24 protein-coding genes are annotated in these 26,768 nt (G+C 72.9%); 6 read left to right on the top strand and 18 right to left on the bottom strand.

Annotated features, from left to right (window positions below; translation table 11 throughout):
* Window positions 1-4: 4 nt before the first annotated feature.
* From SVTN_RS31630 to SVTN_RS31565, 14 genes are all read right to left on the bottom strand, one after another.
* Window positions 5-676, bottom strand: a complete 672-nt coding sequence (locus tag SVTN_RS31630; protein ID WP_041132167.1) for a phosphorylase family protein — start codon at window positions 674-676, stop codon at window positions 5-7.
* Entirely contained in the window at window positions 676-2,661 is a 1,986-nt protein-coding gene (gene shc / locus SVTN_RS31625; RefSeq protein WP_041132166.1) for a squalene--hopene cyclase, read from the bottom strand. The genes SVTN_RS31630 and shc overlap by 1 nt, the downstream gene beginning before the upstream one ends.
* A gap of 107 nt (window positions 2,662-2,768) precedes the next feature.
* Window positions 2,769-3,869 (bottom strand): polyprenyl synthetase family protein, encoded by a 1,101-nt coding sequence (locus SVTN_RS31620; RefSeq protein ID WP_174518301.1) that lies wholly within the window; start codon window positions 3,867-3,869, stop codon window positions 2,769-2,771.
* Window positions 3,866-5,266 carry a hydroxysqualene dehydroxylase HpnE gene (gene hpnE / locus SVTN_RS31615; RefSeq protein ID WP_041134431.1) on the bottom strand — a complete coding sequence of 467 codons (1,401 nt, stop codon included), beginning with the start codon at window positions 5,264-5,266 and terminating at the stop codon, window positions 3,866-3,868. Before hpnE ends, SVTN_RS31620 begins: the two co-directional genes overlap by 4 nt.
* A 493-nt stretch (window positions 5,267-5,759) precedes the next feature.
* A complete protein-coding gene (gene hpnD / locus SVTN_RS31610; RefSeq protein ID WP_041132164.1) occupies window positions 5,760-6,710 on the bottom strand; it encodes a presqualene diphosphate synthase HpnD in 951 nt (316 codons plus the stop codon).
* Window positions 6,707-7,618, bottom strand: a complete 912-nt coding sequence (gene hpnC / locus SVTN_RS31605) for a squalene synthase HpnC (protein ID WP_041132163.1) — start codon at window positions 7,616-7,618, stop codon at window positions 6,707-6,709. Before hpnC ends, hpnD begins: the two co-directional genes overlap by 4 nt.
* 302 nt (window positions 7,619-7,920) lie before the next feature.
* Window positions 7,921-8,568, bottom strand: a complete 648-nt coding sequence (locus SVTN_RS31600) for a TetR/AcrR family transcriptional regulator (protein WP_041132162.1) — start codon at window positions 8,566-8,568, stop codon at window positions 7,921-7,923.
* 116 nt (window positions 8,569-8,684) lie between these two features.
* On the bottom strand, window positions 8,685-9,470 hold the full coding sequence (locus SVTN_RS31595) for an ABC transporter ATP-binding protein (protein WP_041132161.1): 786 nt from the start codon (window positions 9,468-9,470) through the stop codon (window positions 8,685-8,687).
* Window positions 9,463-10,395, bottom strand: a complete 933-nt coding sequence (locus SVTN_RS31590) for an ABC transporter permease (RefSeq protein WP_041132160.1) — start codon at window positions 10,393-10,395, stop codon at window positions 9,463-9,465. Before SVTN_RS31590 ends, SVTN_RS31595 begins: the two co-directional genes overlap by 8 nt.
* A 49-nt stretch (window positions 10,396-10,444) precedes the next feature.
* On the bottom strand, window positions 10,445-11,290 hold the full coding sequence (locus tag SVTN_RS31585; RefSeq protein WP_425429063.1) for a glycosyltransferase family 2 protein: 846 nt from the start codon (window positions 11,288-11,290) through the stop codon (window positions 10,445-10,447).
* A gap of 47 nt (window positions 11,291-11,337) precedes the next feature.
* Window positions 11,338-12,150 carry a CDP-alcohol phosphatidyltransferase family protein gene (locus SVTN_RS31580; RefSeq protein ID WP_052499753.1) on the bottom strand — a complete coding sequence of 271 codons (813 nt, stop codon included), beginning with the start codon at window positions 12,148-12,150 and terminating at the stop codon, window positions 11,338-11,340.
* Window positions 12,128-13,189, bottom strand: a complete 1,062-nt coding sequence (locus SVTN_RS31575; protein ID WP_041132157.1) for an iron-containing alcohol dehydrogenase family protein — start codon at window positions 13,187-13,189, stop codon at window positions 12,128-12,130. Before SVTN_RS31575 ends, SVTN_RS31580 begins: the two co-directional genes overlap by 23 nt.
* A complete protein-coding gene (locus SVTN_RS31570; RefSeq protein ID WP_041132156.1) occupies window positions 13,177-13,929 on the bottom strand; it encodes a phosphocholine cytidylyltransferase family protein in 753 nt (250 codons plus the stop codon). The genes SVTN_RS31575 and SVTN_RS31570 overlap by 13 nt, the downstream gene beginning before the upstream one ends.
* The gene (locus SVTN_RS31565) at window positions 13,926-15,746 is read right to left on the bottom strand and encodes a DUF5941 domain-containing protein (protein ID WP_078908576.1); all 1,821 of its coding nucleotides are present in this window, start codon (window positions 15,744-15,746) and stop codon (window positions 13,926-13,928) included. The genes SVTN_RS31570 and SVTN_RS31565 overlap by 4 nt, the downstream gene beginning before the upstream one ends.
* Before the next feature lie 389 nt (window positions 15,747-16,135).
* On the opposite strand from SVTN_RS31565, the gene SVTN_RS31560 reads away from it, so the two are divergent.
* From SVTN_RS31560 to idi, 3 genes are all read left to right on the top strand, one after another.
* Complete coding sequence (locus SVTN_RS31560; RefSeq protein WP_041132154.1) at window positions 16,136-17,077, top strand: cation diffusion facilitator family transporter; 942 nt, start codon at window positions 16,136-16,138, stop codon at window positions 17,075-17,077.
* Between the two features lie 198 nt (window positions 17,078-17,275).
* A complete protein-coding gene (locus SVTN_RS31555) occupies window positions 17,276-18,535 on the top strand; it encodes a bifunctional class I SAM-dependent methyltransferase/N-acetyltransferase (protein WP_041132153.1) in 1,260 nt (419 codons plus the stop codon).
* Window positions 18,536-18,688: 153 nt separating this feature from the next.
* Window positions 18,689-19,309 carry an isopentenyl-diphosphate Delta-isomerase gene (gene idi, locus SVTN_RS31550; RefSeq protein WP_041132152.1) on the top strand — a complete coding sequence of 207 codons (621 nt, stop codon included), beginning with the start codon at window positions 18,689-18,691 and terminating at the stop codon, window positions 19,307-19,309.
* 238 nt (window positions 19,310-19,547) lie between these two features.
* Here idi and SVTN_RS31545 read toward each other — a convergent pair whose 3' ends face one another.
* Both SVTN_RS31545 and SVTN_RS31540 read right to left on the bottom strand, forming a co-directional pair.
* Window positions 19,548-20,000, bottom strand: a complete 453-nt coding sequence (locus SVTN_RS31545) for an ATP-binding protein (RefSeq protein ID WP_041132151.1) — start codon at window positions 19,998-20,000, stop codon at window positions 19,548-19,550.
* Window positions 20,001-20,130: 130 nt separating this feature from the next.
* Entirely contained in the window at window positions 20,131-20,790 is a 660-nt protein-coding gene (locus tag SVTN_RS31540) for an HdeD family acid-resistance protein (protein ID WP_174518300.1), read from the bottom strand.
* Between the two features lie 66 nt (window positions 20,791-20,856).
* Here SVTN_RS31540 and SVTN_RS31535 point away from each other — a divergent pair, with 66 nt between their 5' ends.
* Window positions 20,857-21,600, top strand: coding sequence for an enoyl-CoA hydratase/isomerase family protein (locus tag SVTN_RS31535; protein ID WP_041132150.1), 744 nt, complete (start codon window positions 20,857-20,859; stop codon window positions 21,598-21,600).
* A gap of 1 nt (window position 21,601) precedes the next feature.
* Here SVTN_RS31535 and SVTN_RS31530 read toward each other — a convergent pair whose 3' ends face one another.
* Window positions 21,602-22,243 (bottom strand): DJ-1/PfpI family protein, encoded by a 642-nt coding sequence (locus SVTN_RS31530; protein WP_041132149.1) that lies wholly within the window; start codon window positions 22,241-22,243, stop codon window positions 21,602-21,604.
* Window positions 22,244-22,254: 11 nt separating this feature from the next.
* On the bottom strand, window positions 22,255-23,235 hold the full coding sequence (locus SVTN_RS31525) for a GlxA family transcriptional regulator (RefSeq protein ID WP_041132148.1): 981 nt from the start codon (window positions 23,233-23,235) through the stop codon (window positions 22,255-22,257).
* Window positions 23,236-23,360: 125 nt separating this feature from the next.
* Here SVTN_RS31525 and SVTN_RS31520 point away from each other — a divergent pair, with 125 nt between their 5' ends.
* Together SVTN_RS31520 and SVTN_RS31515 are read left to right on the top strand one after the other, a co-directional pair.
* Window positions 23,361-24,227 carry an SCO6745 family protein gene (locus SVTN_RS31520; protein ID WP_041132147.1) on the top strand — a complete coding sequence of 289 codons (867 nt, stop codon included), beginning with the start codon at window positions 23,361-23,363 and terminating at the stop codon, window positions 24,225-24,227.
* Between the two features lie 107 nt (window positions 24,228-24,334).
* Window positions 24,335-26,767 (top strand): Tex family protein, encoded by a 2,433-nt coding sequence (locus SVTN_RS31515; protein ID WP_041132146.1) that lies wholly within the window; start codon window positions 24,335-24,337, stop codon window positions 26,765-26,767.
* The last annotated feature ends 1 nt before the right edge of the window (window position 26,768 follow it).

Raw genomic sequence — 26,768 nt, 5'->3', positions numbered from 1 at the left:
TCGTTCACCTCCTGGGGAGCAGCAAAGAACGGTGCCATTCGAAGAAAGCGGGAAGGACGGCACGAAGTACACGGAAGGCTGATATTCCCCCGCGTACCGTGCCGATCCGGACCAGTTCATGTTCCGGAGCGTCCACGACCACCCGGACGGCCGCAACCGGACGCGCGTCCGGGCCGTCCCCGAACGCTCCGGCGGCCCGGGCGGTACGGAGCGTGGCGGCGGACTCCATGTCGACGGCGATCGCGCCGCCGGCACCCAGCGCGGCCCGCTCGGGGCCGCGCACCACGTGGTCGGAGCCGATCAGCGGCCCGGTGTGCACCGCACGCCCGGGCACCGCCCTGACCAGGGCCTTCACCAGAAGGTCGGTCCCGGCGCAGAGGGTCGTGCCGTCGGGGGCGCGGGTCTCGTCGGCGACGACCAGGTCCCCCGGGTGCATGCCCGGGGCGAGGCCCGCGCAGAAGCCCGAGGCGATCACCGCGGCGTCGCGCCACTGCTCCTCGCCGAGCATCCGGGACACCGCCCGATGCGCCCGTTCGGGCCCCATGCCGGTGCGCAGCACGGTGACCGGGCCCGGCGCGCCGCCCCGGTCCCCGCTGCGCAGGGCGAACTGCTCGATGCCGAGCGCGCAGGCGATCAGCAGCGGCGGGCCGGCGCCCGGGCCGGGCTCGCGGCCCATCAGTCCTCCTTGCGCGGCGAGGGCTCGCCGTACACGTAGCGCCCGAGCGCCGTGAGCGGGAACACCTGCCGGTAGAGGTGGTAGTTGATGGAGAAGTCCCAGGGGAAGCCGGTGCCGGTGAACTGCGGCTCGTCCCAGGAGCCGTCCTCCCGCTGGGTCCCGGCCAGCCAGGCGATGCCCCGCCGGACGGGCTCGGAGTCGCGTTCGCCGGCGGCGAGGAGGGCGATCAGGGCCCACGCGGTCTGGGAGGCGGTGGAGGTGCCGTGGCCGATCCACTGCTCCTCGCGGTACGAGCGGAGGTCCTCGCCCCAGCCGCCGTCCTCGTTCTGCACGGAGCCGAGCCAGTCGACGGCCCGGCGGATCGCCGGGTGGGAGGCGGGCAGTCCGGCGGCGGCGAGCGCGGGGAGCACCGAGCCCGTGCCGTACACGTGGTTGACGCCCCAGCGGCCGAACCAGGCTCCGTGGGGCTCCTGTTCGGCGAGCAGCCACTCGATGCCCCGGCGGGCGCGCGGATCCTGGACCATGCCCTCGTACCCGAGCATCTCCACGACGTGGGCGGTGACGTCGGCGGAGGGCGGGTCGATCACCTCGCCGAAGTCGCAGAACGGCAGCTTGTTGGGGAAGATGCTGGTGTTGTCGGCGTCGAAGGCTCCCCAGGCGCCGTTCTTCGACTGCATGCCGAGGGTCCAGCGGGCGCCCCGGGCGATGGCGGCCTCCACCCGGGCGGGGTCGGGGTGCTTCACCCGGCGCAGGGCGAGCAGGACCTCGGCGGTGTCGTCGATGTCGGGGTAGTTGTCGTTGTGGAACTCGAACGCCCAGCCGCTGGGCGGGAGTCCGGGCCGACGCACCGCCCAGTCCCCGGTGCGGGTGATCTCCTCGTCGAGCATCCAGTCCACGGCCTTCACCAGCGCCGGGTGGTCGGGGCGGAGTCCGGCGTCGGCGAGCGCGATGGTGGCGAGGCAGGTGTCCCAGACGGGCGACTGGCAGGCCTCGATCATCCGCGAGCCGTCCTCGCGCCAGACGGCGAACCGGTCGAGGGACTCCAGGCCGGCCCGCATGACCGGGTGCTTCAGGTCGTAGCCGAGGAGGTGGAGGGCGATGACCGAGTAGACGGCGGGGGGCTGGATGCCGCCCCAGCAGCCGTCGTTCTCCTGGCGCTCGACGATCCACCGGGCGGCGATGTTCATGGCGGTGGTGCGCACCCCGCGCGGGGCGAAGCGGTGGTAGACGTGCAGCGCCTTGTCGAGCCGCTGGAAGATCCCGTCCCAGCCCGTGGCCGGGGCGAGCGGCCGGGGCGGGTTCGGTCGCGCCGGATCGGTGTGCAGCTCGTCGAGTGGGAAGGGCGCGGGCCTCACCGGGCGCTTCGCGGAGACCACGGTGAGCGGCACGATCGTCTGCCGGGCCCAGCAGCCGAAGTCGTAGATGTTGAGCGGGAACCACTTCGGCAGGAAGAGCAGTTCCGGCGGCAGCTCGGGCAGGTCCTCCCAGCGCCACCAGCCGAAGAGGGCCAGCCAGATCCGGGTGAAGACCCGGGCGGCGGCGATCCCGCCGCGGGCGCGGACCCAGGCGGAGGCGCGGGCCATGTGAGGGGCCTCGGGCGGGTCTCCGGCGAGCCGCAGGGCCACATAGGCCTCGACGGTGGCGGAGAGCTCGCCGGGTCCGCCGTGGAAGGTGGCCCAGGCGCCGTCCTCGCGCTGCTCGCGGCGGATGTGGAGGGCGGCGGCGCGGGTGGTGTCGGCGTCGAGGATGCCCAGGAACTGGCGGAGGAGCAGGTCCTCGGCGTCCATGGTGACGTTGGTCTCCAGGTCGCCCTTCCACCAGCCCGCCGGGTCCTGCCGGGCGAGCAGGTGCTCGACGGCCCGTTCGGCGGCCCGCGCGGCGGTGCCGTCGAGGCCGGACGCGAAGGCGTCGGTGTCGTTCGTCTTGCTGGCCGCGGCTGCCCGGGGGCCCACGGCCCCGGCGCTTCCGTCGGTCGTCGCTGTCATGGCTTCCCCTTTGCGCAGTCGGTTCCTTCTGCTTCTGCGGGTCTGCCGTCGGCCGGCGCCGGATGGCACCGGCCGGCGACTGCGAACTCATATCAGGGTGATGGTGATCATCTCTTCCGTACGACCACGAAGTCGGCCAGTGCGGCGAACTGGTCCCGCACCCGGGCGGGCATGTCCACCTCGTTCAGGGCCGCGATCGCGACGGCGTGCTGGCGGCGGGCCTCCTGGGAGGTCCACTCGCGGCCCCCGGCCTCCTCGATGAGGGCCGCGCGGGTGGCGAACTCCTCCTCGGAGAAGGTGTCGAAGTCGGTGGACTTGGCGTCCGCGGCGAGGAGTGCGCCGAGCCGCTCGGAGGCCGGGCCGCCCGCGGCGAGGGCGGCGACGACCGGGAGGGACTTCTTGCGCTGGCGCAGGTCGCTCCAGGTCTGCTTGCCGGTGGCCTCCGGGTCGCCCCAGATGCCGAGCAGGTCGTCGACGGCCTGGAAGGCGAGGCCCAGGTGGTAGCCGTACTCCTCCAGCTTGTCGGCGGTCCGGTCGTCGCAGCCCGCGAGGACGGCGCCGATGGAGGCGGCGCAGGCGAGCAGGGCGCCGGTCTTGTTGCCCTCCATCTCCAGGCACTCCTCGACGGTGACCCGCTCGCGGTGCTCGTAGGAGATGTCCTGCGCCTGCCCGTCGATGAGCTTGCGGTTGGCGGTGGTGAGGCGGCGGGTGGCGCGGCCGGCCTCGACGGTGCCGAGTTCCAGCAGCATCTCGTTGGCGAGGGCGGAGAGCGCGTCGCCGACCAGGATGGCCTGGGCGGGGCCGTGCACCTTCCACACCGTGTCGCGGTGGCGGCGCTGCTCGTCGCCGTCCATCAGGTCGTCGTGCAGCAGCGAGAAGTTGTGCACGAGCTCCACGGCGACGGCGCCGGGGATCCCGACCTCGGGCGCGGCGCCCGCGGCCTCGGCCGACATCAGGGCGAGGGCCGGTCGTACGGCCTTGCCGCTGTCGGCGTCCGTCGGGTTGCCGTGGGCGTCGATCCAGCCGAAGTGGTAGGCGGCCACGGTGTCCATGGGCGGCGCGAGGCGGTCGACGGCCGCCCGCAGTACGGGGGTGGACAGGGTCCGCCCCCGCTCCAGCAGTGCGGACACGTCCGCGGTGTCGACGGCCGGATTTCCCGGCTGCACTGTCGGCACGGTCTCTCCTCTTGTTCCGGTACTCACACTCATACCGCCTCCTGCAGCGGATGGTCATGGCGGCGGCCGAGGGCGGAGAGCGCGGCGCCCGCGGCGCTGAATCCGCTGCGGACGGCACCCTCCATGGTCGCGGGCCAGCCGGTGGCGGTCCAGGCCCCGGCCAGGTAAAGACCCGGGGCCCTGGTGCGGGCGCCGGGCCGGAGCCGGCCGACGCCCGGGGCGGGGGCGAACGTGGCCGTCCGCTCCCTGGTGACGAAGAAGTCGCGGACCCCGGCGCCGCGGGCGGCGGGCAGCAGCCGCTCCAGCTCGGGGAGGTACTTGGCGCGCAGGGCGGCGACGGGTTCGTCGATCTCGTCCTGGGCCGCGGACTGCGAGACGGCGAGGTACTGTCCGCCGCCGGTGAGTCCCGAGGAGTCGGTGCGGTCGAAGACCCACTGCACCGGGGAGCCGAGCGCGGTGAAGAACGGCCGCTTCAGCACCTTGCGGTCGTAGACGACGTGCAGGTTGAGGATGGGCGCGGTGGCGATGTCGAGGAGCCGGTCGGGGTCGTCGAGGGCGCCTTCGGGCAGCAGGCCGTGGGTCTCGTGCTGCGGGACGGCGAGGACGACGGCGTCGGCCTCGATCCGCTCCCCCGGTACGTCGACGGCCCAACGCCCGTCGTCGGTACGGGAGATCCGCTCGGCCTTGGTGCGGAGCAGGGTGCGGACGCCGAGGGCGTCGAGCTCCTTCGCGGCCCGGGTGTCGTGGAGTTCGCCGAGCGGGACGTGGGCCCAGCCGATGTCGGCGGCGCCGGGCTCGGAGAGGAGGCCGGTCTTGAAGACCATCGCGGCGAGCCCCATGGAGGCCTGCGGGGCGGGGGCGTTGAGGGTGGGGATGCCGACGAGGTCCCAGAGGGCCTCGACGGCCCGCGGGGACTGTCCGTGCCGGCCGAGCCAGGTGGCGAAGTCGATGCCGTCGAGCGCCGGGTCGGCGGGGTCGAGCTTCTTCAGGGCGAGCGCCGCCCGGCCGACGGAGGCGCGCTCGGCGAGGGAGAGGTGCGGGTAGGTCGCGAGGCTGCGCGCGAGGTGCAGCGGTACGGGCAGGCCGTCGCGGCGGATCCGGCCGAGCCGGGGGCCGCGGGGGTGCGCGACGTCGAGGACGGGGACGTCGAGGCGGTCCTGGAGGGGCGCGAGGCGGGCGCCGTCGACCCGGTCGAGGAACCAGCGGTAGGCGGTGCAGCAGCGCAGGTAGACGTGCTGGCCGTTGTCGACGGTCAGGTCCCCGCGGCGGAAGGAGAAGGCGAGACCGCCGAGCCGGGGCCGCCCTTCGAGCAGGGTGACGCGGACGCCGCTCTCGGCGAGCCGGAGCGCGGTGGTGATCCCGGCGAGCCCGCCGCCGACGACGACGGCGGCGTGCTGCGCGTCACCACCGGTCCGGGTGCCGGTCCCGATGGCCGCACCGGCGCCCGCGCCCGGACCGGAGCCGGTCCCGGCACCCGTGCCGGAGCCGGTCTCGGTGCCTGTGCCGGAGCCGGTCTCGGTGCCTGTGCCGGAGCCGGTCCCGGTGCCTGTGCCCGTACTCGGACCGGTGTCGGCGCCCGTGCCGGCGCTCGCGCCCGGGACGGTGCGGGAGACCGGTCCGGCTCCGGCGGACGCGCCTGTGTCGGAGAGCGGTCCGGCTCCGACGGACGCACCCGTGTCGGAGAGCGACCCGGCGTCGGCGGACGTGCCCGTGTCGGAGAGCGGCCCGGCGTCGGCGGACGGTGTGCCCGGGCCCGTACGGGCGACCGACCCGGCGTCACCGGGTGTGCCCGGTCGGGTGTTCCGCTCGGTTCCTTCGGGGTTCACGCGGCCTCCGTTCGGGTCGTCGCGGTCGGATTCGGGTGCACCTCGGGCAGGGACGCCGGGGCGGCGCCGGAGGTTGCCCGGGAGGGGGACGGGCGCATCAGGCACGCCCCCTGGCGGTGCGCCGGGCGATGTGGCGGGTGTCGAGGCCGGAGAGGCCGCGCACCGCGACGTACGCCTTCTCGCGGCCCGGCAGCGAGACGCGGCCGCGCAGGACGGCCTCGGGGTCGCGCTCGATCCGGTCGAGGAGGCGCCGGTAGATGCCGGCCATGGCGGCGACGCAGGCGCCGCTGCGCCGGTCGAGCATGGGCAGGAGCCGGTAGCCCTCGGCGAACAGGGCGCGGGCGCGCCGCACTTCGAAGTGGACGAGCCCGGCGAAGTCGGCGCCGGGCGCCGGGGCGTCGCCGCCGAAGCCGTCCGAGCAGCCGAACTTGGCGAGGTCGTCGGCGGGCAGGTAGGTGCGCCCGTTCCCGGCGTCCTCGCGTACGTCCCTGAGGATGTTGGTGAGTTGGAGCGCGAGGCCCAGGGTGTCGGCGTACTCGGGGGCCCGGTCGGCGCCCTGCGCTCCGGGCTGGGTGCCGAAGACGCCGAGGGAGAGCCGGCCGATCGCGCCGGCGACGCAGCGGCAGTAGACCTTGAGGTCGTCCCAGGTCTCGTAGGTGGCGCCGCGCACGTCCATGAGGACGCCGTCGATGAGCTCGTCGAGGCCGCCGAGCGGGATCGGGAAGCGGCGGGCCGAGTCGGCGAGGGCGACGGCGACGGGGTCGGTGTCGTCCTCCTCGACGAGGCCCTTGCGGATGCGGTCGAGGATGTCCCGGGTGGCTTCGAGCCGTTCCCGCTTGTCCTCGGGCGCGAGCGTGCCGTCGCCGATGTCGTCGACGCGCCGCGAGAAGGCGTACAGCGCGGACATCGCCTGCCGCTTCTCGGCCGGGAGCAGCCGGATCCCGTAGGCGAAGTTGCGGGCCTGCTGTCCGGTGACCGCCTCGCAGTAGCTGTAGGCGGCCTGGACCGGCGCGGACGGCTGGTGCTGTGCCTCCACGGTGGCGCTCACCCCTCTCTCCGCGCCCGGAGCAGTACCGCTCCCGCCTGGCGCATCAGGCTCGGCTTGGTGGACTTGGGCGGGCCGGCCAGCACGTCGTATCCGGCGTCGGTGACGGCGTCGAGCGCGGCGAGTCCCCCGGCGGTGAATCCGGCGAGGAGGAGGCGGAGCCGTCCGTGGACGCTGCCGACGAGCGGGGCGCCCGCGTGCAGGAGGGTGCGGGCCCGCTCGGCCTCGAAGGCGATCAGGGCCCGCACGGAGGCGCCGGCGGTGGGCGCGGCGAGGTCGCGCTCGGTGACGTGGAAGCGCGTGAGGTCCTCGGCGGGCAGGTAGATCCGGTCGCGGGCGAGGTCCTCGGCGACGTCCTGGAGGTGCTCGACGATCTGGAGGGCGGTGCAGATCTCGTCGGAGCGCCGGATCCGCTCGGGGGTGTCGGTGCCGGTGATCGCGAGGACGAGCCGGCCGACGGGGTTGGCGGAGAGCTCGCAGTACGCGAGGAGGTCCTCGTACGTCTTGTAGCGGCGGACCAGCTGGTCCTGCCGGTTGGCGGCGATCAGGCCGAGGAAGGGCTCCGGGGTGAGCCCGCACCGGCGGACGGTCGGCTGGAGGGCGCGGAGGAGGGGGTGGTGCGGGGTGGAGTCGAAGACCCGGCGGAGGTCGGTCTCCAGGGCGTCGAGGAGTACGAGCCGGTCGTCCGCGGCCGCGGGGTCGACGCCGAGGTGGCGGGCGTCGGCGCCGCCGGGGGCGAGGTCGCCGTCGCCGATGTCGTCGACGAGCCGGGCGAAGCCGTAGACGGCCATGAGGTCGTCGCGCCAGGCGCGGGGCAGGAAGAAGGGGGCCACGGGGAAGTTCTCGTCCGCGGCCTTGCCGAGTGTGGCACGTGAGGCGGCGTCGGTGCGCGCCTGCCGGGTCTCCGTCACTGGGCGCTTCCTGACGGAGGGACGGCGACACCCTCGTGGAGCTGGAGATTCTGCGTCATGGCCGTCACGACTCCCGTTCTACACTGCCGATCCAATCCATCCTATTTCGGACACGCCGCCGACCCCTGCCCGCAGGGCCGCCGCGCGGAAGCCCGAGGGCCGCGGGGTATCGCCCTACTTGCCGCGAAACAGACCGGTCCAGCTTACGTTGTACGACGACCTTCGCCATTCCGGGGTGGCAGGCATCGTGGGCCCCACCCGTACGAGGCGTCAACCCGCCCTCACTGCAAGGGAGTTCGGACTCAGTCGACGCCCGCGCCGGAGACCACCATGGCGAGGGTCGCCTCGACGACGACGCTCCTGCCCTGCGGGGAGAGACGACGAAGGGGCCCGTCGACCAGGAGAAGTGACAGTCCGTGCACGGCCGACCACGCGGCGGCGCCGGTGGCGGGGCGGCCGCCCGGCCGCGCGGTGCCGAGCGTCGTGAGTGCTTCGAGCGCCTCCCTGAGCAGGGTGAACGCGCGGATCTCGGGTTCGCCGGACGGCCGCTCCGGCGCGGGCTCGCCGGCCGCGTGGGGGCGGGGCACGCAGAACGCGGCCCGGTAGAGGCCGGGCTGCTCCACGGCGAAGCCGACGTACCCCCGGCAGAGGGCGGTGACCCGGCGCTCGGCCGCGAGGACGGGGTCGTCGGCGCCGGGCTCGCGGGCGGCGGCACGTTCCATGGCGGCGGCGAGTTCCCGCCGGGCGTGGGCCCGGACGGTGCGGAGGAGTTCGCCGCGCCCGTCGAAGTGCCGGTAGGCGGCGGTGGGTGAGACGCCGACCCGGCGGGCGGCCTCGCGCAGGACGACCCGCTCGGGTCCTCCTTCGGTGGCGAGGTCGACGGCCGCGCAGACCAGCGCGTTGCGCAGATCGCCGTGGTGGTAGGTCTTTCCCGCCGAGGTCGCTGCCATGGGCTCATCCTGCCCGAAGTTAACCGCATGAACATTCCAGGTGGGGCTCGCGACGCGCGGAAACCGGAAGAGCCCCTACCGGATGAATCCGGCAGGGGCTCCCAGGGGCACGGACCTCAGCGCGCGGTCTCGCGCTCGTACGCCTTGAGGACCTCGTCCGTGGGGCCGTCCATCAGGAGCTGCCCCTTCTCCAGCCAGAGCACCCGGTCGCAGGTGTCCCGGATGGACTTGTTGCTGTGGCTCACCAGGAAGACCGTGCCGGCCTCCTTGCGGAGCTCGCGGATGCGCTCCTCGGAGCGGATCTGGAACTTGCGGTCACCGGTCGCCAGCGCCTCGTCGATGAGGAGGACGTCGTGGTTCTTGGCCGCCGCGATGGCGAAGCGGAGCCGGGCGCCCATGCCGGAGGAGTACGTCCGCATGGGCAGGCTGATGAAGTCGCCCTTCTCGTTGATGCCGGAGAAGTCGACGATGTCCTCGTAGCGGGACTTCACCTCCTCGCGGCTCATGCCCATGGCGAGGCCGCCCAGGATCACGTTGCGCTCGCCGGTGAGGTCGTTCATGAGGGCCGCGTTGACGCCCAGGAGCGAGGGCTGCCCGTCGGTGTAGACCTTGCCGCTCTCGGTGGGGAGCAGACCGGCGATGGCGCGGAGCAGCGTGGACTTGCCGGAGCCGTTGGTTCCGATGAGGCCGATGGCCTCGCCCCGGTAGGCGGTGAAGGTGACGCCGCGGACGGCGTGGACCTTGCGGACGCCCCGGCTGACCTCGGCCTTGCCCCGGCCGACGATCCGGCTGAGCGCCGCCGTGGCGCTGCCCTTGCCGCCGCCACCGGTGTTGACCCGGTAGACGATGTGGACGTCGTCGCAGATGACGGTGGGGACGCGGTCCCGATTCGTGTCAGCCACGCCCGTACCTCTCCTCGGCCTTCCAGAAGTAGACGAAACCACCGATGCCGAACACCAGCGCCCAGATCCCGGCGGTCATCCAGACGTGGTCCGGCAGGTTGTGCGCGCTGTAGCCGTGGATCATGGCGTAGCGCATCAGGTCCATGTACACGGCCGCCGGGTTGTACATGAGGATGTCGGAGATCCAGGCCGGCTTGTCGGCGAGCATGGTCTGGATCGAGAACATCACGCCGGACGCGTACATCCAGGTCCGCATGATGAAGGGCATCAGCTGCGCGAGGTCGGGCGTCTTGGCGCCCATCCTGGCCACGATGAGCGCGAGCCCCGTGTTGAACACGAACTGCAGGAACAGCGCCGGGATCACCAGCAGCCACCGGAGGGAGGGGTAGCTGCCGAAGAAGAGCGCGATCGCCACCAGCACGATCATCGAGTACAGCAGCTGCTGGAGCTGCTGGAGCGAGAAGGAGATCGGGAGGGTGGCGCGGGGGAAGTGCAGGGCCCGGACGAGTCCGAGGTTGCCCGAGATCGCCCGTACGCCCGCCATGACCGAGCTCTGGGTGAAGGTGAACACGAAGATGCCGGTGACGAGGAACGGGATGTAGACGTCCTTGCTCATCCCCTGCCCGGCGCCCAGGATCAGCCCGAAGATCAGGTAGTAGACCAGGGCGTTGAGCAGCGGGGTCGCCACCTGCCAGACCTGGCCCAGCTTGGCCTGGCTGTACTGGGCGGCCAGCTTCGCGGAGGAGAAGGCCAGGATGAAGTGGCGCCGGCTCCACAGGTCGCGGACGTACTCGAACAGACCGGGCCGGGCGCCGCTGACGGCCAGGCCGTACTTCGCGGCGAGGGCGGCCGGCTCCAGGCCCTCGTCGACGGAGGACGGAGGCGCGCTCGTCGCGACCGCCCCGCCCAGGTGTGTGTCACTCACAGTCGAAACTTTCGTGTTCAAGATGCGCGGCACGTGGAGTACCACGATGTCAGACGACCGGGGGGCGACCCAGCCGGGTCAGGCGCCACACCGTACGCCACCTCATGGGGCGGCGCGGTCCGCAGGGGGTCGTCCAGCCCGCGCGGAATCCGCCGACCCACGCCTTCAGTGCGGAGGGCGAGGGCCGCCGGGCCACGGTGAGCAGGAGCCAGACGCCGAGGTAGACCGGCACCAGGGGCGCGGGCAGATTGCGACGTGCCAGCCACACTCGGTTGCGGGCCACGTTGAAGTGGTACGAGGCGTGCCGGGAGGGGGCCGTGGTGGGGTGCAGCAGCACCATGTCGGAACGGTAGTCGATCATCCAGTCGGCGTCGAGCGCGCGCCAGGCGAGGTCGGTCTCCTCGTGCGCGTAGAAGAACTCGTCCGGCAGACCGCCGACTTCGGCGAAGACCTTGGTGCGGACGGCGTTGGCGCCGCCGAGGAAGGTGGTGACCCGCGAGGAGCGCATCGGGTCGGCCGAGCGGAGCCTCGGCACGTGCCGGCGCTGGGTGGTCCCGGTCTCCGGGTCGGCGATCCGGAAGCTGATGATGCCGAGGCGCGGGTCGGCGGTGAAGGCCTGCCGGACCAGCTCCGCGGTGTCCGTGTGGGCGAGCAGCCCGTCGTCGTCGAGGAAGAGCAGGACGTCGACGTCGGTGCCGCCGGGGCCGAAGGCCTCGATGCCGACGTTCCGGCCGCCGGGGATGCCGAGGTTCTCGGGCAGGTCGACGGTCCGTACCCAGTCGGGCACCCCGGTGACCGGGGTGCCCTGACCGACGACGACGACCTCGATCGGGTCGCCCTCCTGCTTCGCGACCGAGTCGATCAGCGCGCGCAGGTCGTCGGGGCGGTTGCCCATCGTGATGATGACGGCACCCACCCTGAGCGGCGTGCTCACGGCCGGCCTCACTTCAGCCTGCTGGAGACCATGATCGACACCAGGTGCAGCACGGTCTGGAGCAGCGCGATGCCGGCGAGGACGGCGACACCGAGCCGGGAGAAGAAGAGGTCCCCCCGGACCTGGTCCGCGATCGCCAGGACCACGATGAGCAGCGAGGCCTCGATGCCGAGGACGAGCCGGTGGAACTTGAGCGCGGCGGCGGCCCGGCGGGCCAGCGCCATGCCGGAGGAGCGCGGCTCGGACGCCGCCTCCTTGACCGGCGGCAGTCCGCCCTGGTGGCGGGCGACACCGACGAGGTCGGTCTCGGCCTTGATCAGGATGGCGCCGAGGGCGGCGAGCGTGCCCAGGAAGGCCCACAGCCAGTCGATCCGGCCCGTGCCCCACAGGTCGGCGGCGCGCAGGCCGAAGCCGACGAGCACCGCCGCGTCGCACAGATAGGCGCCGACGCGGTCCAGGTACACCCCGCCGAGCGAGAACTGCTTCTTCCAGCGGGCCACCTCGCCGTCGACGCAGTCGAGCAGCAGGTAGAGCTGGACCATGAGCGCGCCGAGCAGCGCCCCCGGGATCCCGGGCACCAGCAGGGCCGGTGCGGCGAGGACGCCCGCGAGCGTCATGACGTACGTGAGCTGGTTCGGCGTGACCTTGGTGCCGACGAGCTGCCGGGTGATCCTGAGCGAGATCTCCCGCATGTACAGGCGGCCGCCCCAGTGCTCACCGCTGCGCCGGTCCTTCACGCCCGGGGGGTGGACGACCGGGCGGAGCTCCGCCACCGAGGGCTTCCGCGCGGGACGGGCCTCAGCTACCGATGGATTTGGCATAGTCGGCGTACGCGTCCCTGATCTCGTCGTCGGACAGGTCGAGGTGTTCGAGGATGGTGAAGCGGCCCGGCCGGGTCTGCGGGGCGAAGGACACCGCCTGGACGAACTCGTCCACGGTGAAGCCCATCTCCTCCGGCAGCACGGGCAGCCCGTGCCGGCGCAGGGTCTCGACCATCTGCGCGGACCCCTCGTGGGCGCCGCGCAGGTGCATGGCGAAGGCCGCGCCGAGGCCGCACTGCTCGCCGTGGCTGGCGGCGCGGGTCGGGAAGAGCAGGTCGAAGGCGTGGCTGATCTCGTGGCAGGCGCCCGAGGAGGGGCGGCTGTCCCCGCTGATCGACATGGCGATGCCGGACATCACCAGGCCCTCGGAGAGGCTGACGAGGAAGTCGTCGTCGCCGACTCCGCCGGGGTGGCGGAGCACCGCTTCGCCGGCGCTGCGGGCCATGGCGGCCGCGAGGCCGTCGATGGGCTCGCCGGTCTCGCGGTGCGAGAGCTCCCAGTCCGCGATGGCGGAGAGGTTGGAGATCGCGTCGCCGATGCCGGAGCGGACGTAGCGGATCGGCGCGTCCCTGATCACGTCGAGGTCGATGACCAGCGCGATCGGGGTGGGCACGCCGTAGGAGCCGCGGCCGTTGTCGTTGTCGAGCGTGGAGATCGGCGAGCAGATCCCGTCGTGCGACAGGTTGGTGGCGATGGCCACCAACGGCAGCCCGACCCGGGCCGCCGCGTACTTCGTCACGTCGATGATCTTGCCGCCGCCGAGGGCGACCACGGCGTCGTACCGCTTGCCGCGCATGGCGTCGGCGAGCTTCACGGCCTCGTCGATCGTGCCGCCCGAGACCGGGTACCAGTCGGCACCCGGCAGCTCGGGGGCGAAGTGGTCACGCAGCTTGAGGCCCGAGCCGCCGCTGATGGCGACGGCGATCTTGCCGTTGCTGGAGATCCGCTGGTCCGCGAGGAGCGCGGACAGGTCGTCCAGCGCTCCCCGGCGGATGTCGACGACGACCGGCGAGGGGATCAGCCGAGTCAGTACTGGCACGCGATCTCACGGCCCTTCGCGAGGTCGTCGTGGTTGTCGATCTCGACCCACTTGACGTCGCCGATGGGGGCCACGTCGACGGTGAAGCCGCGGTTGACGAGCTCCTGGTAGCCGTCCTCGTAGTAGAGGTCGGGGTCGCGCTCGAAGGTCGCCTTGAGGGCGTCGGCGAGCTCCTCGGCGGCCTCGGCCTCGATGAGGGTGACGCCGATGTACTCGCCGGTGGCGGTGGCGGGGTCCATGAGCTTGGTGATGCGCTGGACGCCCTTGCCCTCGGCGGTGATGACCTTCATCTCCTCGTCGGCGAGGTTCTTCACCGTGTCGAGGGCGAGGATGATCTTCTGGCCGTTGCCGCGGGCGGCGAGCAGGGTCTTCTCGACGGAGACCGGGTGGACGGTGTCGCCGTTGGCGAGGATCACACCGCGCTTGAGGACCTCACGGGCGCACCACAGGGAGTAGGCGTTGTTCCACTCCTCGGCCTTGTCGTTGTCGACGAGGGTGATCTGCAGGTTGTACTTGGCCTCCAGGGCCTCCTTGCGGGCGTAGACGGCCTCCTTGCGGTAGCCGACGACGATCGCGACCTCGGTGAGACCGATCTCGGCGAAGTTCTTGAGGGTGCCGTCGAGGATGGTCAGCTCGTTCTCGGTGCCCTCGCCGGACACGGGCACGAGGGCCTTCGGAAGCGTCTCGGTGTAGGGGCGCAGACGCCGTCCGGCACCGGCTGCCAGTACGAGGCCGATCATGCTGTTTCTCCTTCGTCGTGAACGGCGGGTGCTCCGGCGGAGACCCAGAAGCGGATGGACTCCACGAGCACCACGAGGGCGACGGCGACCGCGAGCGCGGTCAGTGCCAGGGTGAAGTCGTCGCCGCGGTCCGCCAGGAGGGCGGCGAGGACGGTCACCAGGAGCGTGCGCCCCTCGTGTCCGCCGGTGACGCGCACCAGCCAGGCGGGCGGCGCGCCGGTGCCGCCGCGGATGCGGTACACCGTGTCGTAGTGATGGTAGGCGACGGCCGCGACCAGCCCGAATGCGGCCGGGAGCGCCTGGGGGGCGTCGGAGCGGGCGGCGAGCACGAGGACGGTGGTGTACTCGGCGGCGCGGAAGAGCGGGGGGACGAGCCAGTCGAGGGCGCCCTTCAGGGGGCGGGCGACGGCGGCGCCGGCGAACATCACGTACAGGCACGCGGCGACGACGGTCCCGGCGTCCCCGAAGGGACGCCCGAGGACGGCGGAGATGAGCACGCCGGCGGCGACGAACGCGAGGACGAACGCCGGGGACATCGCGAGCCCGGCGCGGCCGAAGATCCGGCCCGCGAGCCCCGCGAGGGGTCCCGAGTCCGCCAGGTCCGCCAGCGCCTGCGCGGCCCGGTCCGTGCGCTTGGCCTTGCGGGTCAGGGAGCGCAGGACACGGCCGGCCGTGGTGTAGCAGGCGCCGAAGGCGCAGCCGATGATCAGGGCCCAGAAGACGATCCGGGGGCTGGTGGCCGCGGTGAGGACGGCGATCATCGCCCAGCGCTCGCCGATCGGCAGGATGATCATGCGACGGGCCCAGACCGTCCAGCCGACGCTGTCCAGCTTGCTGGAGAGGGCGGCGGTCGGGCTGGTGTTGGCCGTGGCGTCGTGGTTGGCCTCGTTGAAGGAGAAGTCCACGACGTGCCGGCAGGTCATGAGGACCATCGCGCCGAGCGCGAGGGCCCAGACGTCGTCGCCGTCGCGGGCGGCGCCGAGGGCGAGGCCCGCGTAGAAGGCGTACTCCTTGGCCCGGTCGAAGGTGGCGTCGAGCCAGGCGCCCATCGTCGAGTACTTCAGCGCGTAGCGGGCGAGCTGCCCGTCCGTGCAGTCGAGGACGAAGGAGACCAGGAGCAGGACGCCGGCGGCGATGTAGCCGCCGCGCTCGCCGGTCGCCGCGCAGCCGGCCGCGATCAGCGCGGTGAGCAGCGAGGCGGTGGTGACCTGGTTGGGGGTGAGTCCGCGGCGCGCGCACCAGCGGGCGATGTAGCGCGAGTACGGGCTGATGAAGAAGGTGGTGAAGAAGCCGTCGTGCGCCTTGACGGCCGAGCGCAGGCGCACGGCCTCGTCGTCGACGGCGTCCACGGCGACGCGGGCCGCGTGGCGGGCCTCGGCGTCGGTGGGCACGGTGGCGACGAGGGTGCCGAGCTGGGGCCGGTGCACGGAGACGCCGTCGGCGTCGAGGGCGTCGGCGAGCGCGTCGGTGAGGACGCCCGCGTCGGTGACCGTGCCGGTACCGGCGGCCCCGGGGGGCGCGGAGACCGTGCCCAGGGCACGGGCGAGCGCGGGGCGGGCCTCCGGCTGCGCGGTGAGCGCGCCGGGGGCGGCGGCCGCGGGGAAGCGGGGGTCGGTCAGGGTGAGGCGCAGCGCGTGCAGGTGACCGACGAACCGGGGGTCGACGAGCGCGACGCGCTCGCCCGCCGGGACGGCGGCGAGGAGGGCACCGGCCTCCTCGGCGCCGGAGGCGATCCGGACGTCGAAGCCGAGCGACCGCAGATCACCGTCGAGCGAGGATCCGGGTGCCGGCGGGCCGGTGAGGATGGCGGTCGACAGACGAACTCACTCCTTGGAGCTGACGGAGGGGCCGGCGGGGCCATGGCGGCCCCGGGCGCGGCGGTGTGGCCCGGCACCGGGCGGCGACACGTCGGCTGAGGCTATCGGATGAACGGAACACGAGTTCACCGAGGCTTCGCCGAGCGGACTCCCCCGGTACCGTCCGTGTCCGTCCGGGTGCGCCGCGTCCCGCGGAGATCATCATGGGCGATCGGCGACCCGCCCCACAAACCCCGTTCGGGGAGACAGCCGGCCCCACCCCCTCGTACGGCCATTGCCGCAGGTCAGAGCATATGACAACGGTGTTCAGTACCGTGTTGCACATACCCCCTACCCGTAGTTCACTTGCGAATCGGGGCACACAGACGACACGACCGGGAGGCCTTGTCATGGGGGCTGGACACGACCACGGGCACAGCCACGGCGGCCCGCCGCCGACGGGGACGGCGGCCGCCGCGTACAAGAACCGACTGCGGATCGCGCTCGGCATCACGCTCTCCGTGATGGTGATCGAGATCATCGGCGGTCTGGTCGCCGACTCGCTGGCCCTGATCGCGGACGCGGCGCACATGGCGACCGACGGCGTCGGCCTCGCGATGGCGCTCCTCGCGATCCACTTCGCGAACCGGCCGCCCTCGGGGAACCGCACCTTCGGGTACGCCCGGGCCGAGATCCTCGCGGCGCTCGCGAACTGTCTGCTGCTGCTCGTCGTCGGCGGGTACGTGCTGTACGAGGCGATCCAGCGGTTCGTCGAGCCGGCCGAGACCAAGGGCGGTCTGACGATCGCGTTCGCGGTGATCGGCCTGGTGGCCAACGTGATCTCGCTGTCGCTGCTGATGCGGGGACAGAAGGAGAGCCTCAACGTGCGCGGGGCGTACCTGGAGGTGCTCGCGGACGCGCTCGGTTCGGTCACCGTGATCGTCGCGGCCGGGATCATCCTGGCGACGGGCTGGCAGTACGCCGACCCGATCGCCTCGATCGTGATCGGCCTGATGATCGTGCCGCGTACGGTCAAGCTGCTGCGCGAGACCCTGGACGTGCTCCTGGAGGCGGCCCCCAAGGGCGTCGACATGGCGGAGGTGCGGGCGCACATCCTGGCCCTGCCAGGCGTCGAGGACGTCCACGACCTGCACGCCTGGACGATCACCTCGGGCATGCCGGTGCTCTCCGCGCACGTGGTCGTCGACCAGGACGCGCTGGACTCGGTCGGGCACGAGAAGATGCTGCACGACCTCCAGGGCTGCCTGGGCTCGCACTTCGACGTGGAGCACTGCACCTTCCAGCTGGAGCCGGTCGGGCACGCGGAGCACGAGGCGAAACTCTGCCTCTGAGCGGCCGCCGGCTGTTAGTCTCGTCGGACGAACGCGTGTGGAGAGGAGCTGAGGTTGATGACCGTCGCGATGGAGGCTGCCCAGTGCGGCAGCGCCCGGTCGTCCCTCAGCCTCCGGGTCTCCGGCTGACCTGATCCCGGTCTTCCCACCGGTACGTCACGTCGTCGGCCGGGACCCCTTCCCCAAAGGGTTTCCACGTTGTCCGACAACGCTCTGCACGACTCCTTCTTCGCCCTGCACCACGGTCTGCCGCGGCAGGGCCCCGGCTCCGACACCACCACCCGTCGGCTCCTCGCGCTCGCGGGACCGCTTCCGGAGCGTCCGCGCGTGCTCGACCTGGGCTGCGGCCCCGGCCGCTCCGCGCTGCTCCTGGCCGCCGAGGCGAACGCCGAGGTGACCGCCGTCGACACCCACGAACCGTTCCTCGCGGAGCTGCGGGAGACCGCCGCCGCCCGCGGGCTCGACGGTTCGGTCCGCACCCTGAACGCCGACATGGGCGCGCTGCCCCTCCCCGACGGCTCCTTCGATCTGGTCTGGGCCGAGAGCTCGGTCTTCGTCCTCGGCTTCGACCGGGCCCTCGCCGAGTGGCGCAGGCTCCTCGCGCCCGGGGGCACGCTGGTGCTCACCGAGTGCGTCTGGACCACCGAGGAGCCGGGCCCCGCGGCCCGCGCCTTCTGGGAGGACCACTACACCCTCCGTACCGTCGCCGGGAACGCGGCGGCGGCCGTCGAGGCCGGCTACCACGTCCTGGGGACCGTCCCGCAGCCCGAGGGCGACTGGGACGAGTACTACGTGCCGCTCGCCGCGCACGCCGACGCGGCGGACACCACCGTGCCCGGCATGGCGGAGGCGGTGGCCGGGGCCCGCGCCGAGATCGCGCTGCGGCGCGAGCACGGCTCCGAGTACGGGTACGCGGGCTTCGTCCTGCGGCCGGCCGATCCACGCTGGCGCACCCGCCCGGAGACCGACGCGGACGTCGCGGAGATCCGGCGGGTCGTGTCGACGGCCTTCGGGTCGGAGGCCGCCCCCTCGGAGACGGAGGCCGATCTGGTCGAGGCGCTCCGTCTCGACGACGCCTGGCTGCCGGGTCTGTCGTACGTGGCGGAGGCCCCGGACGGCACGGTCGCGGCGCACGCGCTGATCACCCGCTGCCTGGTGGACGGCGCCCCGGCCGCCGCGCTCGCTCCGGTCTCGGTGGCTCCCGCGCACCAGCGGACGGGGGCCGGGCAGGCCGTCGTCCGGGCGGTGCTCGACGCGGCCCGGCTGCGCGGCGAGCCGCTCGTGCTCGTCCTGGGCCATCCGGAGTACTACCCGCGGTTCGGGTTCGTACGTGCGTCCGCGTATGGGATCCGGCCAGGTTTCGAGGTCCCGGACGAGGCGATGATGGCGCTCGTCCTGGACGGTTCCGTACCCGTTCCGCCGGGCACGCTCGTCTATCCGGCGCCTTTCGGGGTGTAGTGCCCGATTGACGGCCCTCCACTCCCACCGCACCGGGGCGTACTCCGGTGCGGTGGGAGCGGACACGTCCGGCCGCCGAAGTACGGACAAGCCGGTTTTGTACGGCAGACTGTGGTGGCCCCACCGGGCCGAGGACCGATGCGAAGGATGGGTATGCCGATCACACCAGCCATCACGGCTCAGATCTCGCCGGAGACCGCGTCGAACGGTGTCAAGCCGTCCGGAGACCCGGCGCCGATCATGCTCGAACTGGTCGACGAGGAGGGGAGGACCATCGGCACGGCCGAGAAGCTCTCCGCCCACCAGGCGCCGGGGCAGCTGCACCGCGCCTTCTCCGTCTTCCTCTTCGACGAGTCGGGTCGGCTGCTGCTCCAGCGGCGAGCGCTCGGCAAGTACCACTCCCCCGGCGTCTGGTCGAACACCTGCTGCGGCCACCCCTACCCGGGCGAGGCGCCGTTCGCCGCGGCGGCCCGGCGCACCTTCGAGGAACTGGGCGTCTCGCCGACGCTGCTCGCGGAGGCCGGCACCGTCCGCTACAACCACCCGGACCCGGCCTCGGGCCTGGTGGAGCAGGAGTTCAACCACCTCTTCGTCGGTCTGGTGCAGGCCGACCCGCGGCCGGACCCGGAGGAGATCGAGTCCACCGCCTTCGTGACCCCCGACGAGCTCGCCGAGCGGCATGCCGCCGCGCCCTTCTCCGCCTGGTTCATGACGGTCCTGGACGCGGCGCGTCCGGCGATCAGGGAGCTGACGGGCCCGTCCGGGGGCTGGTGACCGCCGGCGCCGGAGGCGCGCCTCCCGGCCCCGGTGCCATCGGGGCCGGGGTGTCCGGCGAGCTGCCCGTCCCGGCGCACATCGTCGGACGGGGACGGGCCCCGAGGACCGCGCCCGACGCATCTCGTCGGACCGATCCCGAGGACCGCGCCCGACGCACCTCGTCGGACCGGCCCCGAGGAGCACGCCCGACGCATCTCGTCGGACCGATCCCGAGGACCGCGCCCGACGCGCTTCGTCAGACGGTCCCCAGGGGCAGCGCCGCCCAGATGATCTTCCCGCCGCTCGCGGTGTGCTCGACGTCGCAGGCGCCGCCGGCCTCCTGGGCGATCTCGCGGACCAGGAGGAGCCCGCGGCCGCCGGTCTGACCCCAGTCGGCCTCCAGGGCTTTGGGGCGGTACGGGTGGTTGTCCTCGACGGACACCCTGACCCACTCGGGGCCGATCGCGACCTCCACCGCTATCTCCGGGGAGAGCAGCGCCGCGTGCCGTACGGCGTTGGTCACCAGCTCGGAGACGATCAGCAGCAGGCCGTCCATGATCTCCTCACGGACGGGGACGCCCTGGCGGACCAGCAGGTCGCGTACGGCGTGCCGGGCCTGCGGGACGGAGACGTCGACCGCTGCAGCGGTGAAGCGCCAGACTCCTTCGTAGGACGGTTGCCGGGCGGGGACACCTCCGTGGGTCTCCACGATCCCGTTCCCACCCTCGTGCTCGATTCTCGCCACGGATCGAGTCTTGGCAATACACGAGGTCCGACCGGGCTACTGACCAGAAGTCGACACGTATCGGCCACCTTCTGATCGGCTGAGTATGCCAACGTCAGTTGTTCGACTGATCCTGTCCGTTTTCTGAAGGGGGCGGGCCCGCAGCCGGCGCCGACGGGGTCACCATACTGACGATCCGCCTGCCGCCCACCCCGATCGCGACCAGACCGAGCCCGTCGAAGAGCAGCGCGAGCGAGAAGAAGACGCCGAGGACGTACAGGCTGCTGTGCGGCCAGTCGAACAGGACCAGCAGGCCGAGCAGCAGCCCGAAGGCCCCCTGGAACAGCGTCCAGCCGAACTGCGGCCCCCTCACCACCACACTGCCGACCAACCGGAACAGCCCGCCGGTGAGGAACAGCAGGGCGGCGAACAGCGTCAGCGCCTCCGCCGAGGCCTCCGGGTGACGGATGACCACGACACCGGCCGCGATGTTCAGGGCGGCCACCACCGCGGCGAGCCAGAAGTAGCCGGTGCCGCGCGACTGGATCGCCTGCAGCAGGCCCACGACCCCGCCGATGAGCAGCAGCCAGCCGAAGAGGAGCATCGAGGTCAGCGTCGCGGCAGCCGTGTAGATCAGGCCGACGACACCGCCGATCACCAGCAGGACGCCGAGCGCGGCCAGCCCGCTGAAGTCGCGGCGGAGCCTCTTCCCCTTGCGCGTCATCTCCCGGACCGGGTCCGGGCCGGCAGCTGCGCCGTGGGCCTCCTCGGCCATCCGATGCCTCCTCGGAGCGGCCCCTTCCTGATCGTACGTTCGGGCCCGGCGGATAGCATCCGCCCCATGGAGCCGCAGCTGAAGGAAAGCGTCACGGACGGGATCGCCACCGTCGTCATCGCCAACCCCGCCAAGCGCAACGCCATGAGCGCCGGAATGTGGCGCGCCCTGCCGGGCGTCCTGGAACGGCTCGCCGCCGACGCGTCCGTCCGGGTCCTGGTCCTCACCGGCGAGGGCGACACCTTCTGCGCCGGGGCGGACATCTCGACGCTGCGGGAGCCCGGCGACGAGCAGCAGACGCTCGCGGTACGCGCCGAGGAGGCGCTCGCGGCCTTCCCCAAGCCGAGCATCGCCGCCGTCCGGGGCTTCTGCGTCGGGGGCGGCAGCCAGCTCGCCGCCGCCTGCGACCTGCGCTTCGCCGAGGAGGGCGCCCGCTTCGGGATCACCCCCTCGAAGCTCGGCATCGTCTACCCGTCCTCCTCGACCCGTCGGCTCACCGCCCTCGTCGGGCCCTCGACCGCCAAGTACCTGCTGTTCTCCGGCGAGTTGATGGACGCCGAGCGGGCCCTGCGGACCGGGTTCGTGGACGAGCTGCACCCGACGGGCGCGCTGGACAAGCGGGTGGCCGAGTTCGCCCGGCTGCTCGCCTCCCGCTCGCTGCTCACCCAGGCGGCGGCCAAGGAGTTCGCCGACGGGCGGCTCGACCGGGACGCCCACTGGGCGGAGCAGGCACGCGGCAGCGGCGACACCGCCGAGGGTGTCGCCGCCTTCCTGGAGCGCCGCGCGCCCCGCTTCACGTACGGGCTCTGAGTCAGCTCTGCGGGAGCGACTCGACGGGCCGTCCGCGCCAGTGCGCGACGATCGCGGCCGGGGCCTTCTCCGGGGAGCCCGCGTCGTACGGCGGCTGCGGGTCGTACTCGGTGAGCAGCTGGATCGTCTGGGCGGTCTCGTCCCCGGCGATCCGGCCGAGCAGGTGCAGCGCCATGTCGATGCCGGAGGAGACGCCGGCGGCCGTGACGTACTTGCCGTCGAAGACGACCCGCTCGCCGGTGGGTTCGACGCCGAGCGCCCGCAGTTCGTCGAAGGCGAGCCAGTGGGTGGTCGCCCGGCGGTCCTTCAGCAGGCCCGCCGAGGCGAGGATCAGCGAGCCGGTGCAGACGGAGGTGGTCCAGGTGCTGGTGGCGTCGGCGGTACGGAGCCAGTCGAGGATCTCCGGGTCGTCCATGGCCACCCGCGCGTCGGGGCCGCCGGGGACCAGGACGATGTCCGGGCGCGGCACTTCGGCGAGGCTCCGGTCGGCGACGAGCGCGAGGCTGCCCTGGTCGTTGCGGACCGGACCGGCCTCCTTGGCCACGAACACGGTCTCGGCCCCGGGGAGGCGGGCGAGGAGCTCGTACGCCCCGACGGCGTCGAGGGTGGTGAAGCGGTCGTAGAGCAGGACGGCGATCTGCACGGTACTTCCTTTCAGTTGACTCGGTCGATGGGCGAGTGGAAGCGGCGGCGGTACTCCGCCGGGCCGGTCCCCAGGACTTTCAGGAAGGCGCGGCGCATGGCCTCGGGCGTGCCGTACCCGGAGGCGCGGGCGACCTCCTCGACGCCGCGCGAGGACTCCTCCAGGAGGCGGCGGGCGTGTTCGAGCCGGACCCGGTCGACATAGCGGCCTGGCGGGGTGCCGGTCTCGGCGTGGAAGGCGCGGGCGAAGTGGCGGGGCGAGAGCCGGGCGCGGGCGGCGAGGGAGTCGACGGAGAGGTCCGCCTCGGGGTGCTCGGTGATCCAGGCCTGGAGGTCCCGCAGCGGCTCCCGGCGGGCGGTCTGGGCGGACAGCTGGGCGCTGAACTGGGCCTGGTTGCCGGGGCGGCGCAGGAAGACGACGAGGTGGCGGGCGACGGTGAGGGCGACGTCCCGGCCGAGGTCCTCCTCGACGAGGGCGAGGGCCAGGTCGATGCCCGCGGTGACGCCCGCGGAGGTGGAAAGGCGTCCGTCCCGCACGAAGATCGGGTCCGGGTCCACGTCGACCTCGGGGTGGCATCGGGCGAGGTGGTCGCAGGCGTTCCAGTGGGTCGTGGCCCGGTGTCCGTCGAGGAGCCCGGCCTCGGCGAGGAGCAGGGCCCCGGTGCAGACGGAGACCAGGCGTCCGGCCTCGGGGGCGTGGACGCGCAGCCAGTCGATCAGGGCCGGGTCGGGGGTGCGGGTGCCCTCGCCGCCGGGGACGACGAGGGTGTGCGGGGGCCCGTCGGCGACGGCGTCGTCGAGGGCGGTGTCGGGGAGCAGGCGCAGTCCGCTGCGCGTACGGACCGGGCCGCCGTCCAGGGAGGCCGTGCGGATCGGGTACGCGGACGGGTCCCCGGCGGCACGTCCGGCACCGGCGAACACCTCGACGGGGCCGGTGACGTCGAGGCTCTGGACGTCGTCGAAGAGGACGACGAGGACGGGTCGCTGGGGCATGGCTCCATCCTCGGCGGGGCCGCACCGCGTCCGCAACGACGGGGAACCCACCTTTTCTGCCGTGCCGACGGCTCGCACGGTCCGACTGTTCCCGTCGTACCGACCAGTCGGTAACGTTCGGTCCCATGACGACTGCTCTTCCCCCGCGCGCGGGCCGCCGCTGCCACAACGCCCTCAACCCGATCCACTCCACGCTGTACTTCTCGCCCGACCTGGACCGCGAGTTCGGCGCCCTCGGATTCACCGACCCGAGCGCGATGCGGCTCGCCGCGCGGAGCTCGGCGCTCGGCGCGGTCGGCGCGGGCACGGTCGCCGCGACCTTCTACAACTACAGCCACGACTTCCTCGCGCGGCACCTCCCGGCCGTCTGGGAGACCGCCTCCCCCGCCGAGGTCCTCGACGCGCGGCTGCGGACCGCCGACACGACCCTGCGCCGGCTGCTCGGCGACGAGGCCCTCGCCTCCGCGGAGATGGCCGAGGCGGCGGAGCTCGCCCTGCGCGCCACCGAGGCCTGCACCCGGCACGCCCGGCCGCTCTACTCGGCCAACGCCGACCTGCCGGTGCCCGAGCAGCCCCACCTCGCGTACTGGTACGCCGCCACCCTGCTCCGCGAGCACCGGGGCGACGGTCACCTCGCGGCGCTGCTCTCCGCGGGGCTCGACCCCGTCGAGGCCCTCGCCTCGCACACCGCCACCGGCAAGGGCATGGCCCCGCGCTGGGTCCTCGGCACGCGCGGCTGGCGACGCGCCGACTGGGACGCGGCCACGGAGCGGCTGCGCGAGCGCGGGCTCCTCGACGCCGACGGCGAGCTGACGGAGTCGGGCACGGCCCTGCGCGCCGAGCTGGAGGACCACACCGACCGACTGGACTCCGCTCCGTACGAGCACCTCGGCGCGGCCGGGGTCGAGCGCCTCACCGAGCTGGCGCGCGGCTTCCTGATGACGGCGGCCGGCGCGGGCGCCTTCCCGGCGGACCTGGTCGGCAAGGGCTGAACAGGCCCCGGGGACGCGCGCGGGACGGGTCGGTTACCGCGTACGGGTGACCGACCCGGCAGAATGCACTCGCAAGCTTGAGGCACGAGAAGGCGAGTCGGGACACCGTGACGACGTCCATCGAAGCAAGGATCGCCGAGGAGCTCGGCGTACGCGAGCGACAGGTGAAGGCAGCCGTCGAGCTCCTCGACGGCGGTTCGACCGTGCCGTTCATCGCGCGCTACCGCAAGGAAGCGACCGAGATGCTCGACGACGCGCAGCTGCGCACCCTGGAGGAGCGGCTGCGCTATCTGCGCGAGCTGGAGGACCGCCGGTCGGCGATCCTCGACTCGGTCCGCGAGCAGGGCAAGCTGACGGACGCGCTGGAGGCGAGCATCCGGGCCGCCGACACCAAGGCGCGCCTGGAGGACATCTACCTGCCGTTCAAGCCGAAGCGCCGGACGAAGGCCCAGATCGCCCGCGAGGCCGGTCTGGAGCCGCTGGCCGAGGGCCTGCTCGCCGATCCGTCCGTCGAGCCGGCGGCCGCCGCCGCGGCCTTCGTGGACGCCGACAAGGGCGTCGCGGACGCCGCCGCTGCCCTGGAGGGCGCGCGGGCGATCCTCGCCGAGAAGTTCTCCGAGGACGCCGACCTCATCGGCGAGCTGCGCGAGCGCATGTGGGGCCGCGGACGCCTGGTGGCGAAGGTGCGCGAGGGGCAGGAGGAGGCGGGAGCGAAGTTCGCCGACTACTTCGACTTCGCCGAGCCCTTCACGGCGCTGCCCTCGCACCGGGTGCTCGCCATGCTGCGCGGCGAGAAGGAGGACGCCCTCAGCCTGGAGCTCGAACCGGAGGAGCCGACCGAGGGGCCTTCCTCGTACGAGGGGATCGTCGCGGGTCGCTTCGGCGTCGCCGACCGGGGCCGCCCCGGGGACAAGTGGCTCCAGGACACGGTCCGTTGGGCCTGGCGGACGCGCATCCTGGTGCACCTGGGGATCGACCTGCGGCTGCGGCTGCGGACGGCCGCCGAGGACGAGGCTGTCCGGGTCTTCGCGGCGAACCTGCGGGACCTGCTGCTCGCCGCGCCGGCCGGCACCCGGGCGACGCTCGGGCTCGACCCCGGTTTCCGCACGGGCGTGAAGGTCGCCGTCGTCGACGCGACCGGCAAGGTCGTCGCCACCGACACGATCTACCCGCACGTCCCCGCCAACAAGTGGGACCAGGCGCTCGAGAAGCTGGCACGGCTCGCGAAGGAGCACGCGGTCGAGCTGATCGCGATCGGCAACGGCACGGCCTCCCGCGAGACCGACAAGCTGGCGGCCGAACTCCTCGCCAAGCACCCCGAGTTGAAGCTGACGAAGGTGATGGTCTCGGAAGCGGGCGCCTCGGTCTACTCGGCCTCCGCCTTCGCCTCGCAGGAACTCCCGGACCTGGACGTGTCGTTGCGCGGCGCCGTCTCCATCGCCCGGCGGCTCCAGGACCCGCTCGCGGAGCTGGTGAAGATCGACCCGAAGTCCATCGGCGTCGGCCAGTACCAGCACGACCTGGCCGAGGTGAAGCTCTCGCGCTCCCTCGACGCGGTGGTCGAGGACTGTGTGAACGGTGTCGGCGTGGACGTCAACACCGCCTCCGCGCCGCTGCTTTCGCGGGTCTCGGGCATCAGCTCCGGTCTCGCGGAGAACATCGTCGCGCACCGGGACGCCAACGGCCCCTTCCGCTCCCGCAAGGCGCTCAAGGACGTGGCGCGGCTCGGTCCGAAGGCGTACGAGCAGTGCGCGGGCTTCCTGCGCATCCGCGGCGGCGACGACCCGCTGGACGCCTCCTCGGTGCACCCGGAGGCGTACCCGGTGGTGCGCCGGATGGTGAAGGCGACGGGCGGCGAGGTCGCGGCGCTGATCGGCGACACGGGCACGCTGCGCTCGCTGCGGGCCGACGACTTCGTCGACGAGACCTTCGGTCTGCCGACGGTGACGGACATCCTGCGCGAGCTGGAGAAGCCGGGCCGCGACCCGCGTCCGGCGTTCCGTACGGCCACCTTCAAGGAGGGCGTCGAGAAGATCGGCGACCTGGCGTCCGGGATGGTCCTGGAGGGCGTCGTCACCAACGTGGCCGCGTTCGGCGCGTTCGTGGACATCGGCGTGCACCAGGACGGTCTGGTCCACGTGTCGGCGATGTCGAAGACCTTCGTCAAGGACCCGCGCGACGTGGTGAAGCCCGGTGACGTGGTCAAGGTGAAGGTCCTGGACGTGGACGTCCCGCGCAAGCGGATCTCGCTGACGCTGCGGCTGGACGACGAGCCGGGCGCCGACGGCCAGGGCGGTGCGCCCAAGCGCGACCGGGGCGACCGGGGCGAGCGCTCCGGCCGGCCGCCGCAGCAGCGTCAGGGCGGTGGCGGCCGCCGGTCCGAGGGCGGGAACCGGAACGACCGCGGGGACCGGGGCGGCAACCGGAACGACCGGGGCGGCCGGGACCGTTCGGCGGCGCCCGCGCCCGCGAACAGCGCGATGGCGGACGCCCTGCGCAAGGCCGGCCTGCTCGGCGAGGGCGGCGCCAAGCGCCGATAGA

Origin of the sequence: Streptomyces vietnamensis, from assembly GCF_000830005.1 — a bacterium.
Taxonomy (GTDB): domain Bacteria; phylum Actinomycetota; class Actinomycetes; order Streptomycetales; family Streptomycetaceae; genus Streptomyces; species Streptomyces vietnamensis.
This window is presented reverse-complemented; position numbering and strand designations above follow the sequence as displayed.

Bases quoted from the DNA above. Each gene is read 5' to 3' on its own strand.
- SVTN_RS31560 (WP_041132154.1), top strand. From the start codon at position 16,136: ATGGGGGCTGGACACGACCACGGGCACAGCCACGGCGGCCCGCCGCCG.
- SVTN_RS31585 (WP_425429063.1), bottom strand. From the start codon at position 11,290: ATGGGCAACCGCCCCGACGACCTGCGCGCGCTGATCGACTCGGTCGCG.
- SVTN_RS31525 (WP_041132148.1), bottom strand. From the start codon at position 23,235: ATGCCCCAGCGACCCGTCCTCGTCGTCCTCTTCGACGACGTCCAGAGC.
- SVTN_RS31570 (WP_041132156.1), bottom strand. From the start codon at position 13,929: ATGATCGGCCTCGTACTGGCAGCCGGTGCCGGACGGCGTCTGCGCCCC.
- idi (WP_041132152.1), top strand. From the start codon at position 18,689: ATGCCGATCACACCAGCCATCACGGCTCAGATCTCGCCGGAGACCGCG.
- SVTN_RS31520 (WP_041132147.1), top strand. From the start codon at position 23,361: ATGACGACTGCTCTTCCCCCGCGCGCGGGCCGCCGCTGCCACAACGCC.
- SVTN_RS31600 (WP_041132162.1), bottom strand. From the start codon at position 8,568: ATGGCAGCGACCTCGGCGGGAAAGACCTACCACCACGGCGATCTGCGC.
- SVTN_RS31540 (WP_174518300.1), bottom strand. From the start codon at position 20,790: ATGGCCGAGGAGGCCCACGGCGCAGCTGCCGGCCCGGACCCGGTCCGG.
- shc (WP_041132166.1), bottom strand. From the start codon at position 2,661: ATGACAGCGACGACCGACGGAAGCGCCGGGGCCGTGGGCCCCCGGGCA.
- SVTN_RS31620 (WP_174518301.1), bottom strand. From the start codon at position 3,869: ATGAGTGTGAGTACCGGAACAAGAGGAGAGACCGTGCCGACAGTGCAG.
- SVTN_RS31580 (WP_052499753.1), bottom strand. From the start codon at position 12,150: ATGCCAAATCCATCGGTAGCTGAGGCCCGTCCCGCGCGGAAGCCCTCG.
- SVTN_RS31535 (WP_041132150.1), top strand. From the start codon at position 20,857: ATGGAGCCGCAGCTGAAGGAAAGCGTCACGGACGGGATCGCCACCGTC.
- SVTN_RS31630 (WP_041132167.1), bottom strand. From the start codon at position 676: ATGGGCCGCGAGCCCGGCCCGGGCGCCGGCCCGCCGCTGCTGATCGCC.